At 53.4% G+C, this 14,929-nt stretch carries 14 protein-coding genes and 1 other RNA gene; 12 read left to right on the forward strand and 3 right to left on the reverse strand.

All coding sequences use genetic code 11. The features are described from left to right. Positions 1-34 precede the first annotated feature (34 nt). Together Q9I99_RS02855 and purE are read left to right on the forward strand one after the other, a co-directional pair. The gene (locus Q9I99_RS02855; RefSeq protein WP_127206988.1) at positions 35-376 is read left to right on the forward strand and encodes a hypothetical protein; all 342 of its coding nucleotides are present in this window, start codon (positions 35-37) and stop codon (positions 374-376) included. Continuing rightward, complete coding sequence (gene purE, locus Q9I99_RS02860) at positions 373-858, forward strand: 5-(carboxyamino)imidazole ribonucleotide mutase (RefSeq protein ID WP_301668194.1); 486 nt, start codon at positions 373-375, stop codon at positions 856-858. The genes Q9I99_RS02855 and purE overlap by 4 nt, the downstream gene beginning before the upstream one ends. Before the next feature lie 71 nt (positions 859-929). Here the strand turns inward: purE and aroA are convergent, their stop codons facing one another. Beyond that, on the reverse strand, positions 930-2,231 hold the full coding sequence (gene aroA, locus Q9I99_RS02865) for a 3-phosphoshikimate 1-carboxyvinyltransferase (protein ID WP_301668195.1): 1,302 nt from the start codon (positions 2,229-2,231) through the stop codon (positions 930-932). 391 nt (positions 2,232-2,622) lie between these two features. On the opposite strand from aroA, the gene greA reads away from it, so the two are divergent. The 3 genes from greA to Q9I99_RS02880 all read left to right on the forward strand — a co-directional run bounded on the left by greA (position 2,623) and on the right by Q9I99_RS02880 (position 3,733). Continuing rightward, positions 2,623-3,099: a transcription elongation factor GreA gene (gene greA, locus Q9I99_RS02870; protein ID WP_002216944.1), complete on the forward strand. Its 477-nt coding sequence runs from the start codon at positions 2,623-2,625 to the stop codon at positions 3,097-3,099. Between the two features lie 136 nt (positions 3,100-3,235). After that, positions 3,236-3,379 carry a hypothetical protein gene (locus Q9I99_RS02875; RefSeq protein ID WP_301668196.1) on the forward strand — a complete coding sequence of 48 codons (144 nt, stop codon included), beginning with the start codon at positions 3,236-3,238 and terminating at the stop codon, positions 3,377-3,379. A 171-nt stretch (positions 3,380-3,550) separates the two neighbouring features. After that, a complete protein-coding gene (locus Q9I99_RS02880; RefSeq protein WP_003674521.1) occupies positions 3,551-3,733 on the forward strand; it encodes a hypothetical protein in 183 nt (60 codons plus the stop codon). A gap of 60 nt (positions 3,734-3,793) precedes the next feature. Here the strand turns inward: Q9I99_RS02880 and Q9I99_RS02885 are convergent, their stop codons facing one another. Both Q9I99_RS02885 and Q9I99_RS02890 read right to left on the reverse strand, forming a co-directional pair. Further along, a complete protein-coding gene (locus Q9I99_RS02885) occupies positions 3,794-4,795 on the reverse strand; it encodes a tRNA dihydrouridine synthase (RefSeq protein WP_301668197.1) in 1,002 nt (333 codons plus the stop codon). 76 nt (positions 4,796-4,871) lie between these two features. Continuing rightward, positions 4,872-8,705, reverse strand: a complete 3,834-nt coding sequence (locus Q9I99_RS02890) for a DUF3683 domain-containing protein (protein ID WP_301668198.1) — start codon at positions 8,703-8,705, stop codon at positions 4,872-4,874. Between the two features lie 260 nt (positions 8,706-8,965). On the opposite strand from Q9I99_RS02890, the gene ffs reads away from it, so the two are divergent. From ffs to Q9I99_RS02925, 7 genes are all read left to right on the forward strand, one after another. After that, positions 8,966-9,062, forward strand: an RNA gene (ffs, locus tag Q9I99_RS02895) — signal recognition particle sRNA small type. 220 nt (positions 9,063-9,282) lie between these two features. Continuing rightward, positions 9,283-9,702 (forward strand): hypothetical protein, encoded by a 420-nt coding sequence (locus tag Q9I99_RS02900; protein ID WP_118783744.1) that lies wholly within the window; start codon positions 9,283-9,285, stop codon positions 9,700-9,702. A gap of 96 nt (positions 9,703-9,798) precedes the next feature. Then, entirely contained in the window at positions 9,799-11,490 is a 1,692-nt protein-coding gene (gene dld, locus Q9I99_RS02905; RefSeq protein WP_301668199.1) for a D-lactate dehydrogenase, read from the forward strand. Between the two features lie 184 nt (positions 11,491-11,674). Continuing rightward, on the forward strand, positions 11,675-12,046 hold the full coding sequence (locus tag Q9I99_RS02910; RefSeq protein WP_002213703.1) for a DUF2628 domain-containing protein: 372 nt from the start codon (positions 11,675-11,677) through the stop codon (positions 12,044-12,046). A gap of 150 nt (positions 12,047-12,196) precedes the next feature. After that, positions 12,197-12,745 carry a carboxymuconolactone decarboxylase family protein gene (locus Q9I99_RS02915; RefSeq protein ID WP_301668200.1) on the forward strand — a complete coding sequence of 183 codons (549 nt, stop codon included), beginning with the start codon at positions 12,197-12,199 and terminating at the stop codon, positions 12,743-12,745. 133 nt (positions 12,746-12,878) lie between these two features. Next, the gene (locus Q9I99_RS02920; protein ID WP_301668201.1) at positions 12,879-13,970 is read left to right on the forward strand and encodes an acyl-CoA dehydrogenase family protein; all 1,092 of its coding nucleotides are present in this window, start codon (positions 12,879-12,881) and stop codon (positions 13,968-13,970) included. 621 nt (positions 13,971-14,591) lie between these two features. Next, positions 14,592-14,762 (forward strand): rubredoxin, encoded by a 171-nt coding sequence (locus Q9I99_RS02925; RefSeq protein WP_002217326.1) that lies wholly within the window; start codon positions 14,592-14,594, stop codon positions 14,760-14,762. The last annotated feature ends 167 nt before the right edge of the window (positions 14,763-14,929 follow it).

Below are 14,929 nucleotides of genomic sequence, written 5' to 3' on the forward strand. Positions count from 1 at the left end.
TCGTTCCAATTATAGCTTTTGCAGGAAGAGGCTCTTGTCTTTAGTTTTTGGGGCATTCTTACTCGATCTATTGTGCTGCCACACGACTTTGAGTGCAAACCAAAGACTCACGGCAGGGACATATACGGCAGAGTTTGACTATGATGTCGTGGGTACTTTGGCCGCCGCTCGTTATGATGAAGTAGATATACTCTATAAGCTCCCAGATCGAATAGGCAATATCTATCCTGACCGCTTCGGTAAGGAAGCCACTTATGAGCGTGGCGGACGACGCAAGGAGGATAAGGAATGGACTTACCACTTTGATGGGGAGGGATTCCTGACGCAGCGCGTCTTTTCCGCTTTTTACCCCATCCGCACCAAGGAGGATTTATGATACAAATCGGCATCATCATGGGCAGCAACAGCGATTGGCCCGTTATGCAGCAGGCAGCGCAGTTTCTTGAAGAGTTCGGCGTAGAATATGAGGCGCGCGTCGTTTCCGCACACCGCACTCCGGATTTGATGTTTGAATACGCCGAAACCGCACGGGCGCGCGGCATCAAAGCCATCATCGCGGGTGCGGGCGGCGCGGCGCATTTACCCGGCATGGTTGCCGCCAAGACCACCGTCCCCGTTTTGGGCGTACCCGTCCCCAGCAAATACCTGCGTGGCGAAGATTCGCTTTTATCGATTGTACAAATGCCCAAAGGCGTACCCGTCGCCACATTCGCCATCGGCGAGGCAGGCGCGGCCAATGCCGCATTGTTCGCCATCTCCATGCTGGCCAATGAAAATCCCGAACTGGCGCAAAAACTGGCAGACTTCCGAGCCAAACAGGAACAGGTTGTTTTGAATATGGAATTGGAACAGATTTAAAACCCGCCGTCCGCGAATACACAAATGCCGTCTGAAGCCCTGTTTCGGGTTTCAGACGGCATTTTTCCATCTTATTCCGCTGTTTCGGTCAGCGATGAGAACACTTTAAAATAAGTCGGGAAGGTTTTATGGGTGCATTTCGGGTCGTTGATGACGACGGGTACGCCCAACAGGGAAACCAGCGAGAAACACATTGCCATGCGGTGGTCGTCGTAAGTGTCGATGACGGCGTCGGGTGTCAGCGTTTCGGGCGGGGTGATGTGAATTGCTTCGGCTTCTTCGACGACTTTTGCCCCGAGTTTGCGCAACTCGTTTGCCATCGCGGCGATGCGGTCGGTTTCTTTGACGCGCCACGAACCGATGTTGCGAAGCGTGCAGGTTTGCCCTGTGGCAAGTGCGACGATGGCGAGGGTCATGGCGGCATCGGGGATATGGTTTGCATCCAAATCAAAGGCTTGGACGGCACGTTCTTTCGGGCGCGAGACTTCGACGAAGTTTTCGCCCCAAACCACGTCCGCCCCGATTTTTTCCAGCTCACGGGCAAAGGCGACATCGCCCTGTATGCTGTTTGCGCCGATACCGATAACGCGGATGGGCGTGGCGGCAATCAAACCGGCTGCGAGGAAGTAGGACGCGCTGGAGGCATCGCCTTCGACGTGCAGGTGTTCGGGCGCGTGGTAGTGCGCATCGGCGGGGATTTTGAAAACGCGGTAGCCTTCATTGATAACCTGTACGCCGAATTGCGCCATCAGTTTCAAGGTAATGTCGATATAGGGCTTGGAAATCAACTCGCCGACCATACGGATTTCAAATGCCTGTCCGGTCAGCGGCAACGCCATTAAAAGGGCGGTCAGAAACTGGCTGGACACATTGCCTTTAATCGGAATCACGCGCTCGCTGCGGTCTTGACGTTTGCCAATATGAAGCGGCGGATAGTGTCCGTTGCCGAGATATTCGACATCGGCGCCGGCAATCCGCAACGCATCGACCAAATCGCCGATGGGGCGTTCGTGCATACGAGGCACGCCGTGCAGATGATAATCGCCGCCCAAAACGGCCAGAGCGGCAGTCAGCGGACGGAACGCCGTGCCCGCGTTGCCTAAAAACAAATCGGCAGTCCGATTGGGGAAACGCCCGCCTGTGCCGTGCACTTTCAGACGGCCTTCGGCAAGATATTCGATTTCAACGCCGAGTTTATCGAGTGCTTCCAACATACGGTCGGTGTCGTCGGATTTGAGCAGGGAATGGATTTCACAAGTATTGTCGGACAAGGCGGCGAGCAGCAGGATGCGGTTGCTGATGCTTTTGGAGCCGGGAAGGGCGACGGTAGATGGTTTGAGCGAGGCGGCAGGGAGGCGGAGGGATTCGGTCATGGCAAAACGTAAATATAGGGATAAAGACAGACTGCATTATACTGGTGCAAATGCCGTCTGAAAAATCTCAGGTTTGGCATTTTCGGTTTTAAAGTCCGTAAATGTGGTTTTTTGTGCCGAAAATTGATTATTTTTAAATTTTTTGTTTCTAAAATTTTTTTGCCGGCATATTTTCGGCTTTTGTTGCGGACAAATGGTGTTTGCGGACGGTACGGCACGATTGCCAATTTCATAGAATTTGGTAGAATAGCCGCTGTTCAACGACAGACAAGCCGCCGATTTTCCGGGCGGCTTGTATTTTTATTTTAATATCCGGACGCACAAAGCAAGACGGTACGCGGTATGCTTGCTGCCGCAAACCGGTGTGCCGGAATATGGAGAATACGATCTTATGCAAAAAATCCCCCTGACCGTACGCGGTGCGGAATTGCTGAAACAGGAATTGCAGCAGCTTAAAAGCGTGGCGCGCCCCGAAGTGATCGAAGCGATTGCCGAAGCCAGATCGCACGGCGATTTGTCCGAAAACGCCGAATACGAAGCAGCCAAAGAACGCCAAGGTTTTATCGAGGGCCGCATTTCCGAGTTGGAACACAAACTTTCCGTTGCCCATATTATTAATCCGACTGAAATCCATGCCGAAGGAAAAATCGTGTTCGGTACGACGGTTACGTTGGAAGATTTGGAAACGGAAGAACACGTTACCTATCAAATTGTCGGCGAAGACGAAGCGGATATCAAACAGGGCAAAATCTATGTCGGCTCTCCGATTGCACGCGCCCTAATCGGCAAGGAAGAAGGAGATACGGCGGAAGTTCAGGCTCCGGGCGGCGTACGCGAATACGACATTATCGAAGTCCGGTATATTTGATTCGGCGGTAAAATGCCGTCTGAAAGCCACGTTCGGGCTTCAGACGGCATTTCGCATACGGCTTCCCTTTTCAGGTCCGAATTAAATATGCTATATTCCTGAATCTTTCAAACCGTTTTCCAAATGAGGTAAGGAAATGAGCGAAACTGCTAAAATCAAAGTCAACGACCTGCCCGAAAATGCAGAAAAACCAAACGAAGAAGTCGAACTGCCCGTTGTCGATAACGACAAAAAAGGCGGACACAGCGAGGGCGGCTGCTGCGGTGCGTGCGGCGGTTGATTCGAATTTGTCAAATCGGGGCATCTGAAAAGTTTTGCAAAATTTTCAGGTGTCCTTTTTTATTTCCAAAGTAAATGAATGAAATAATGCGGGTAGAAGATTTATTTGACCATGGGCTTGTGGTAGATTCGGTACCGTATTTGATATGATTTTAACAAATCGGGAGGGGCAATGTTTTGGTATGTAGTCGGCTTTTTCGCCTTTATCGTTTCGCTGCTGTCGCTGTGGGTCAATGCCAGCGCATTCGGCATGCAGGAAGACGATACCCCCCAATCGGATTATGAAAGACGTTTGGGCTTGGGTGCGAAGCTGAAAAACAAAAATACACCGGATACGGAAGAAAAGCAGCAATAAAGATATGAAATGCCGTCTGAAAGATTTTCAGACGGCATTTGCTTTGAAGCATGGGAGACATCAAACATTCATCTCATACTCGAATGCGCTCAGGATTCGGCGTACTTCATCCGCATCCTTAACCGTTCGGACGCGGTCAAACAGCGTTTGCGCCGGGTCGAACGTTTTTTTCATCATGCCCAGCCATTGCTTAAGACGGGCGATCGGGTATTTATTGTTTGCCTCTTTTGCCAGGCATAAATCGAAAAAGAGCCGTATCCATTTGGAAATTTCGGCAAAATCGGTATCCGTAACGGGCAGGCCGCTTTCATATTGCTTGATTTGACGCGCCAAATCGGGGCGGATGACCGCACCTCGCCCCAGCATGACGCTGTTGCAGCCGCTGATTGTTTTGATGCTGATATAGTCCTGCAGGCTGAAAACGTCGCCGTTGGCGGTAACGGGAATATCGACGCTGTCTCGGATTTTCCTTATCCATTCCCAATGCGCCGGCGGTTCGTAACCCTCGGCTTTGGTACGCGCGTGTACGGTCAGTCCGCACGCGCCCCCTTCGGCAATCGCACAGGCGCATTCCAAAGCAGGGCTTTTGTCTTCATAGCCGAGCCGCATTTTCCCCGTCAGCGGAATATGTGCGGGCAAACGTTCGCGCATCGTTTTGACGATATGGAATATCAGTTGCGGCTCTTTTAAAAGGATTGCGCCGCCTTTGTGTTTGTTGACGGTGGGAGCGGGGCAGCCGAAGTTCAAATCGATTTTGTCCGCGCCGAAGCGGACGGCTTCCAATGCGTTTGCCGCCATATTGTCTGCATCGCTGCCCAAAAGCTGGACGGTGCAGGGCGTGCCAGAAAACGTTTTGTTTCCGTTGGTGATTTCGGGGATATATTTTAACCATGTGGCGCGGGAATGCATGGTATGGGTAATGCGTACAAATTCGCTGACGCATTCGTCGTAGCCGCCGATACGCGTCAGCAGGTCGCGCATCACATCGTCTATCAGACCTTGCATGGGGGCTAGGATGATTCGGGTTTTTTGTTTGGGTTCGGTTGTTTGTCCGTCAATCATGATTTGGGTAGGTATTTGGTTTAAACAATGCCGTCTGAAGGCTTTCGGCGTTCAGACGGCATTTCCATATCCGTTGTTACAGCAACACTTTCTCTACGCCGCCGTTGTTGGCTTTTCTTACAAAATCGTCCAGCCAGTTTTCGCCGAGAATATGTTTCGCCATTTCGATGACGATATAGTCGGCAGGCATATTGTTGTCGTCGGCGTATCGGCTCAGACCTTGCAGGCAGGCAGGGCAGGAGGTGAGCATTTTGACGGGTTCGCCCTGTGGCAGCTCTTTGAGGTTTTTCTCAATTTCCTCTTGTTTGCGGAACTTGACCTGAGTGGCAATGTCTGGCCGTTTAACGGCAAACATACCGGACTCGCCGCAACAGCGGTCGCTTAAGACGACTTTCTGTCCCATGAGGCTGCTGGCCATTTGGGTGGCATTCATGGTTTTGATCGGGGTATGGCAAGGGTCGTGGTAGAGGTATTGCTGACCTTTCACGCCGTTCAGTTTCACGCCTTTTTCGAGCAGGTATTCGTGGATGTCGATGATGCGGCAGCCGGGGAAGATTTCCTCGAAGCGGTATTTTTCGAGCTGGTCGTAACAAGTGCCGCAACTGACGACGACGGTTTTGATGTCGAGGTAGTTGAGGGTGTTCGCCATGCGGTGGAAGGCGACGCGATTGTTGGTGCTCATTTGTTCGGCTTTTGCTTTGTTGCCGCCCGCGTCCTGCGGATAGCCGCAGCACATATAGCCGGGCGGCAGGACGGTTTGTACGCCGACATGCCAAAGCATGGCTTGAACGGCAAGTCCGATTTGGCTGAACAGGCGTTCAGAACCGCAGCCGGGGAAGTAGAACACGGCTTCGGTATCTTCCGGCGTAGCCGGATTGCGGATGATAGGGATGCTTTTGTCGTCTTCGATGCCGAGCATGGAGCGCGGTGTTTTGGCGGGCACGCTTTTGGGCAAAGGACGGTTGATGAAGTGGATGATTTGTTCTTTGACCGGAGCGGTACCGACGGTGGCTTTCGGTTCGGCTTTTTGCTTTTTCGTGCCGATCGGAAGAAGCTTACCGATTTTGTAGGCAAAGTTCTGCGCAGGGAAGCCGGTTTGTATCATGGCGGCGCGAAGGGCTTTGATGGTTTTTGGGCCGGTGGCGTTCAGAAATGCCATGCCCATTGAAGCCGCAGGCGCAAAGCGTTTATGACCGGAATCGGCAAGGTAGTTGCGGACGGCTACGGTAACGTCGCCGAAGTCGATGTTGACGGGGCAGGGTTTGACGCAGCGGTGGCACACGGTGCAGTGGTCGCCGATGTCCATGAGTTCTTCAAAGTGTTTGATGGAAACGCCGCGGCGGGTTTGTTCTTCGTATAAGAAGGCTTCGGTCAACAGCCCCACGCCGAGGATTTTGTTGCGCGGGCTGTACAGCAGATTGGCGCGCGGAACGTGAGTAGAGCAAACGGGCTTGCATTTGCCGCAGCGCAGGCAGTCTTTGACGGAATCGGCGATGGTGCCGAGGTCTGATTTTTCCATAATCAGCGATTCCGCGCCCAAAAGCTCGAAGGATGGTGTGTAGGCGTTGCGTAAGTCCGAGCCTTTCATCAGTTTGTGACGGTTGAAGGTGTGTTTGGGATCGACTTGGTTTTTGTAGTTCCAAAACGGTTGCAAATCTTCATCGGTCAAAAATTCGAGCTTGGTAATGCCTATGCCGTGTTCGCCGGAAATCACACCACCGAGCGAACGGGCGATTTTCATAATGCGTTCGACCGAACGATAGGCCGTCTGAAGCATTTCGGCATCGTCTGAGTTAACCGGAATATTGGTATGAACGTTACCGTCGCCGGCGTGCATATGCAGGGCGACGAAGACGCGGCTGCGTACGGTTTTGGCGTGGATTTTGCCCAAGCCTTGGATAATTTTGGTATCGGTTTTGCCGCTGAAGATTTCAGAAAGCGGCTTCATTACGTCTGCTTTGACAGACACGCGCAGGCGGAAATCGCGGAAGGCAATAAAGCAACTTTCATTGTTTTTGGCTTCGGGAGCGGCGTGGACGGCTGCGCCGTAGCGGGCTTTGTAGTCGGCAAGCGGCGCGTCTAAGTTAGCAAGCAGCCATTCCCAACGCGCTTTGACAGCGGAAACATGGGCAAGGGCGTGTTTGCCGCGTTCGCCCAACAGTTCGGCGGTTGGCAGGTCTGTTCCCATTTTGTCGATGGGGAGTTTGCCGGACAGATATTGTTCCAAAGCGGCACAGAGTTTGAGTTTGTTTTGGATGGAAAGCTCAATGTTGATGCGTTCGATGCCGTCTGAATACTCGCCGAGCCTTTCGAGTGGGATTACTACGTCTTCATTAATTTTAAAGGCGTTGGTATGTTTGGCAATGGCGGCGGTGCGGCTGCGGTCGAGCCAGAAGGTTTTGCGCGCTTCGGGCGATACGGCAATAAAGCCTTCACCGTCGCGGGCACGGGCAAGTTCGCAGATGTGTTCGGCGGCGGCCTCTACGGCGGCTTCGTCGTCGGAAACCACGTCTGCCAGCAAGACCATTTTCGGTCGTCCCTTGCCCGCCGCTTTGGTGGCGTAGCCGACGGCGCGGACATAACGCCAGTCCAGATGCTCCAAACCCGCCAGTCGAACGCTGTCGTGGGCAAGTAGGAAATCGCGAATTTCGACGATAGAAGGCGTGGCGGTGGCGACCGTACCGAAAAACTCCATACACACGGTGCGCGTATATTTCGGCATTTTGTGCAACACGAAGGCGACGCTGGTGATGATGCCGTCTGTACCTTCTTTCTGCACGCCGGGCAGTCCGCTCAAGAATTTGTCGGTAACGTCTTTGCCCAAACCAACTTTGCGGAATTTGTGACCGGGGATTTCCAAACGTTCGGTTTTAACGATATTGATGCCGTCTGAATCCAGCGTGTGAACGTCGAACACGGCGGTTTCTTCATCGTGGATTTTGCCGAAATTGTGGCGCACGCGTTCGATGCGCAGCCATTCGCCCTGCGGGTTGACCATCTGCCAGTAGGCGAGGTTGTCCAAGGCAGTACCCCACAGCACGGCTTTTTTGCCGCCCGCGTTCATCGCCACATTACCGCCCACGCATGACGCGTCGGCAGAAGTCGGATCAACGGCGAACACCAAGCCCGCCTGATGCGCGGTTTCTTCCACTCGGCGGGTTACTACGCCTGCGCCGCAATGGATAATCGGATGTTTGCCGTCCAAACCCACCAGCTCGACAAATTCGACGCCGCGATGCTTGTCCAGTTTTTCCGTATTGATGACCGCGCTCATTGCATCCAAAGGTACCGCGCCGCCGGTATAACCCGTGCCGCCACCGCGCGGGATAATGACCAAATCCAGCTCGATTAAGGCGCGCACCAAAGGCGCGATTTCCGCCTCTGTGTCGGGATTGACGACGACAAACGGATATTCGACGCGCCAGTCGGTCGCATCGGTAACGTGGGTTACCCGCGCCAGCCCGTCGAACATAATATTGTGCGGCTTGGTAATTTTGCTTAAGCGTTCCAAAATTTGATGGCGTTTTTGGCTGGTTTCATCAAAACTGCTATCAAAACGCTCGACTGCCTTTTCCGCTGCCGCAACCAATACATCCACTTGCCGATTATCGTCGCGGCGTTTGCGGATTTCATTTAAGCGGTGGCGCATTTCGCGTACCAGCGCGGCGCGGCGTTTCGGATGCTCCAACAAGTCATCGACCAGATACGGATTGCGCACGACCACCCAAATATCGCCCAATACTTCAAACAGCATTCGTGCCGAACGTCCTGTTTTGCGTTGACCGCGCAAATCTTGCAGAATCTGCCACGCCCCGTCGCCCAACAGGCGGATGACGATTTCGCGGTCGGTGTAGGAAGTATAGTTGTAGGGAATTTCCCGAATACGCTGCGGGGCGGTAGTCGTGGTCATGGCGTGTCCGTGTTTGGTTGTTTTTATTTGAGTGTTGTCCGAACGGTCGGTTGCAGACAAATTTTGAAAGGCAATAATGTAGTTTAATTCTTAATATTTTTCAATGCCGAAACAGGAAATACCCTTATAGAAACAAAATGACGCTTTGAGAAATTGTTGACAATATTATCGGATATAAGTTTTAGACAGTGTTTCCGGCGTATGACCGTATCAAAACGGTTGAGTTTTTCATAAAACCCGTTATAATGCCGTTTCTCTGAGGCGGGTCTCCCCGCATGGCAAATCGGAACACCGGGTCAGGGGCGGAAGCCAGCAGCCCACTCCGATGCGCCAGTGCCGGGGGTTTGGCCCGCCGCCCTATTTGAAACGCCGGAGCTTCGATGTTCCGGCGTTCCCGTATCGCACCGATGCCGTCTGAAAGCCGTTCAGACGGCATTTCCTTTACTTTGCCATAACGCATCATTACAATGTATCCATACAGGCCAATGAAGAACCGGCTTCATAAAAATGAAGTATGGTTCAATTTCAAGTTTATGACGAACAGGGCAGTTTGATTAAAGACTAAAGGAGTAGGCAAATGAAAAAACTTCTAATGATAACCCTTACCGGTATGCTTGCAGCTTGCGCAACAGGTGTCAATGTCGGCCGGCTGATGGTTGAAATGCCGCAGGGAGAACGTTCTGTCGTTGTGCAGGTTCCCGCGACAAATAACCCGCTTTCCGATACGGTAGCTGTCGGAATGATTAAAACATCCGGATCGCCTTCGGCATCAAATATGATTGAAATGCTCGGCGCGGACAATATCAACGTCGGCGTGGCGGGAAGCAGCCAAATGCTTAATAAGGCGACCGCACTTTATTCCTTAAACCATGCAAAGAAAGTCGGAAATAATGTCAGTGTCTATATGATGGGCGACAGCGAAAGCGACAAGGCCGATTTGGAAAACGCGGCAAATGCCAAAAATATTAAATTACATTATTTCTTTAACCAAAAATAATTTGCAGCGTGCAACTTGCCGCACCAAAATATTCAAATTGAACATACGGCGGCGTACCGGGATTTGCGCCGCCGCTTATCCCGATAGGAGAGTACCGTGAACGCCTCGCAATTAATCAGCAGCCTGACCCAAACCGTCGGCGAAAAATACATCATCACCGACCCCGCGAAAACCGAACAATACCGCCAAGGCTACCGCTTCGGCGAGGGTAAGGCGTTGGCGGTGGTTCGCCCCGGAACCATTCTGGAAATGTGGAAAATTTTGCAGGCTTGCGTCGAAGCGGACGTGATTGTGATTACGCAGGCGGCGAATACCGGTTTGACTGGCGGCTCGACCCCCGACGGCAACGATTACGACCGCGACATCGTGATTGTGAACACCATGCGGATGAACATCATCCAAACCATCAACAACAACCAACAAGTCGTCTGCCTGCCCGGTTCGACCCTGAACCAGCTTGAATTGCTGCTGAAACCTTTGGGGCGCGAACCGCATTCGGTTATCGGCTCTTCCTGTATCGGCGCGTCCGTCTTGGGCGGCGTGTGCAACAACTCCGGCGGCGCGTTGGTACAGCGCGGCCCGGCCTACACCGAAATGGCGTTGTTCGCCCAAATCAACGAAGAAGGCAGGTTGGAACTGGTCAACCACTTGGGCATAGACTTGGGCGACACGCCCGAAGAAATCCTGACCAATCTGCAAGGTCATCATTATCAAAACAAAGACATCAAACAAGACGCGGGCAAAGGACACGACCACGCCTATTGCGAACACGTCCGCCAAGTGGACGAACCGACCGCCGCGCGTTTCAATGCCGACCCCGCCCGCCATTACGAAGCCTCGGGCTGCGCGGGCAAACTGATGGTTTTTGCCGTCCGTTTGGACACCTTCCCGCAAGAAAAACAAACTGCCGTGTTCTACATCGGCACGAACGACATCAACGAACTGACCGACATCCGCCGCGCCGCCTTGGGCGAATTTGAAAGCCTGCCCGTTTCCGGCGAATACATCCACCGCCACGCTTTCGACATTGCCGACGTGTACGGCAAAGACACGTTTTACGTCATCAAAAAATTCGGTACGCACCAACTGCCGAAATTATTTGACTTGAAGGCGCGCGTGGACAGGTTCGGCAAAAAAGTCAGCTTTCTGCCCAAACATTTTTCCGACAAGGCCATGCAGTTCGTCAGCAAATTCCTGCCCGACCACCTGCCCAAATCCATGCGCGATTACCGCGACAAATACGAACACCATCTGATTTTGAAAATGGGCGGAAAAGGCGTTGATGAAGCGCGCACGTTCTTAAAAGAATATTTTGCACACCACGGCGGCGCGTTTTTCGAGTGTAACGCCGAAGAAACCCAAGCCGCGATGCTGCACCGTTTCGCCGTCGCCTCCGCCGCCATCCGCTACCGTGCCGTACACGACGACGAAGTGGAAGATTTGGTCGCGCTGGATATCGCCCTGCGCCGCGACGACCGCGACTGGTTTGAAAAACTGCCGCAGGAAATCGACAATAAAATCATCCACAAATTGTATTACGGGCATTTTATGTGCCACGTTTTCCATCAGGATTACATCATCAAAAAAGGCAACGACTGCATGGCGTTGGAACACGAAATGCTGCATCTCTTAGACCAACGCGGCGCGCAATATCCCGCCGAACACAATGTCGGTCATTTGTACGAAGCTAAGCCCGCGCTCAAACAGTTTTACCGCAAACTCGACCCGACCAACAGCTTCAACCCGGGCGTAGGCAAAACCAGCAAAAAGAAAAACTGGGCGGAATAAGCGCATCCGCTTTGAAGGCAGGCAATGCCGTCTGAAGGCAAAACACCGTTCAGACGGCATTGTCGGGTTTGAAGTTCCCCGTCGGGTAATCGCTTTCAAGCCGTATGCCGGCACACGGGCGCAACCTTTCGGCAGCCGCCCCCGATTCTGCCCGAAGGCAGGTTTGAAGCATTAAGGAAACACGATGAAACCATACAAAATCTACACCCATCCCGCCCTGCCGCCCCAAGCCGTCAAACAAGGCTGGTCGTGGCCGGGACTTTTGTTCGGCACGCTGTGGGCGTGTTTCAAAAGAATGTGGGGTTTGGGGCTGGGGCTGACGGGCGCGATATTCGTGCTGGCGGTGTTTGCCCAACTGGTTTACGGCGACACGCCCGCCACAGACTCGGCGTTTAACGTATTGGGCTTGGCGGTTTCCGTCTGGTTCGGCGCAAAGGGCAACAGCCTTTATGCACGCCACCTTTTATCGCGCGGCTATACCGAATTGCCCGAAACGGTTGAGGCAGCCAACCCCCAAGCCGCATTGGCGCAATATTTCGGGCGCGGGGGCAGGTAGGCGCGTTTCCCCGCTATGCCGTCTGAAAGGCTTCAGACGGCATTTCTTATAACTTTTCGTTTGCAGCACATAACCAATCAGTCTTTCCTATTTCGTTCCGAAATGCGTACTATTCGCCCGTCCACAATATTTGCGAACAAGGAAAGAAAAATGGCACGTTTAACCGTACACACCCTCGAAACCGCCCCCGAAGCCGCCAAAGCGCGCGTCGAGGCGGTACTTCAAAACAACGGCTTCATCCCCAACCTCATCGGCGTATTGGCAAACGCCCCCGAAGCTTTGGCGTTTTACCAAGAAGTCGGCAAGCTCAACGCCGCCAACAGCCTGACCGCCGGCGAAGTCGAAGTGATCCAGATCATCGCCGCCCGCACCAACCAATGCGGCTTCTGCGTGGCAGGGCACACCAAACTCGCAACCCTGAAAAAACTCCTTTCTGAACAATCCATCAAAGCCGCGCGCGCTTTGGCGGCAGGCGAATTTGACGATGCCAAACTCGGCGCGCTCGCCGCCTTCACCCAAGCCGTAATGGCGAAAAAAGGCGCGGTATCCGATGACGAACTCAAAGCATTTTTCGATGCGGGCTACAACCAGCAGCAGGCAGTCGAAGTCGTAATGGGCGTAGCCTTGGCAACCCTGTGTAACTACGTCAACAACCTCGGACAAACCGAAATCAACCCCGAATTGCAGGCTTACGCCTGATACGGCAAACCGCCCGAATATCGGGCGGTTTTTCAAAAACACCCCCTCAAACAAAAACAAGCCGCCAAGCGGCAGGGAAGCAGCCGCGCATCAGGCGCGCGCCCGATTCCCCCGCAAACCTTAAGGAACAAAGATGAACGCCCAAACCCTGATTGCCAACGTTGCCGAACTCGTCAAAACCAAGCTCAAACCCATAGTGGACGACATCGACCGCAAAGGATACTACCCCGAAGCATTTATGCGCGAACTCGGCGCAATCGGCGGATTCGGCGCAGTCGGTACAGAAGCCGAAGGCGGCAACGGCTTGGGTTTGGCAACGCAAATCGCCGTCTTGCGCGAAATCAGCAAAGAATGCGGCGCCACCTCCTTCAGCGCGTGGTGTCAGGCGGCTTGCGCGTGGTATCTGCACCAAACGCCCAACCGGGCCGTCAAAGACAAATACCTCGCCGACATCCTGCAAGGCAAAGTATTGGCGGGTACCGGAATGTCCAATACCGTCAAACACCTTGCCGGCATCGAAAAACACAACCTTCAAGCCGAGCGCGTGGAGGGCGGCTACACAGTCAACGGCGCGTTGCCGTGGGTGTCCAACATCGGCGAAGACCACATCTGGGCGAATACCGCCCAAATCGGCGGCGGCTACGTTATGTTCATCACAGGCGGGCAAAGGGAAGGCGTAAGCCTGCAAAACTGCCCCGAATTTTGCGCCCTCGAAGGCACGCGCACCTTCAGCCTGAACTTCAAAGACGTATTTATCCCCGACGAAGACATCATCGCCGCGCCCGAACAGTTTGCCGACTACATCCAAAGCATCAAAGCAGGTTTCATCCTCCTGCAAATCGGCATCGGCGCGGGCGTGATTGACGGCAGCCTCGGTATCATCCGCATAGCCGATGTCGTCAACGCCGAAGTCAACAGCTATCTCGACGACGGCTACGACAGCCTCAAAGCAAGGTTGGACGGCGCATGGGCAGAAACCGAACGACTCGCCGGATTGGCGTGGGACAACACGCCCGACAACCTCGCCACCCTCAAGCTGCGCGAAGCCGCCGCCGTACTGGCACTTGCCGCCGCGCAATCCGCCGCCCTGCATTCCGGCGCAAAAGGCTACCTGATGCGCAGTCCCACCCAAAGGCGCGTCCGCGAAGCGATGTTTGTCGCCATCGTAACCCCCGCGATCAAACACCTACGCAAAGAAATAGCGGAAATCGAAGCCGCAAAATAAACAGGCGGAAAAAACCGAAACCCTCACCGCGTCATTCCCGCGAAAGTGGGAATCCAGCCCCCAACGCAACAGGAATCCATCGGAAAAAACAGAAACCCTCAAACCGTCATTCCCGCGAAAGCGGGAATCCAGCCCCCAACGCAACAGGAATCCATCGGAAAAAACAGAAACCCTCAAACCGTCATTCCCGCGAAAGCGGGAATCCAGCCCCCAACGCAACAGGAATCCATCGGAAAAAACAGAAACCCTCAAACCGTCATTCCCGCAAAAGCGGGAATCCAGCCCCCTAACGCAACAGGAATCCATCGAAAAAACCGAAACCTCCAAACCGTCATTCCCACGGAAGTGGGAATCCAGTAACCGAAAAACCACAGGAATCTATCGAAAAAAACCCCAACCCCCAAAAAAACCGGGCGGATACCTCACCATCCTCCCAAACCCTGATTTATAGCGGATGAACAAAAATCAGGGCAAGGCGGCGAAGCCGCAGACAGTACAAATAGTACGAAACCGATTCACTTGGTGCTTGAGCACCTTAGAGAATCGTTCTCTTTGAGCTAAGGCGAGGCAACGCCGTACCGGTTTTTGTTAACCCACTATACAAAAAACAAGGAAACACAAATGGCGCAATATATGTGCGGCCCCTGCGGCTGGATTTACGATGAAGAACACGGCGACCCCGAACACGGCATCGCCCCCGGAACAAAGTTTGAAGACATCCCCGACGACTGGAAATGCCCCGAATGCGGCGTAGGCAAAGAAGATTTCTACCTGTTGGATTTCGTGATATAGCGGCAGCCGAATCCCTCGGAAAATCCCAGCGTTCCGCCTGCGGCGGCAGGGAACACCGCTTTATCCCTTTCAGCCCGCCAAACCGTGTTGCACAGATGCGACACGGCTTTTTCCTTTTAACCGCCCGAATGTAAATTTTCGGCAAAAAACGTCAAAAATCACCCCCC

Origin of the sequence: Neisseria basseii, from assembly GCF_962707005.1 — a bacterium.
GTDB classification, from domain to species: Bacteria; Pseudomonadota; Gammaproteobacteria; order Burkholderiales; family Neisseriaceae; genus Neisseria; species Neisseria bergeri.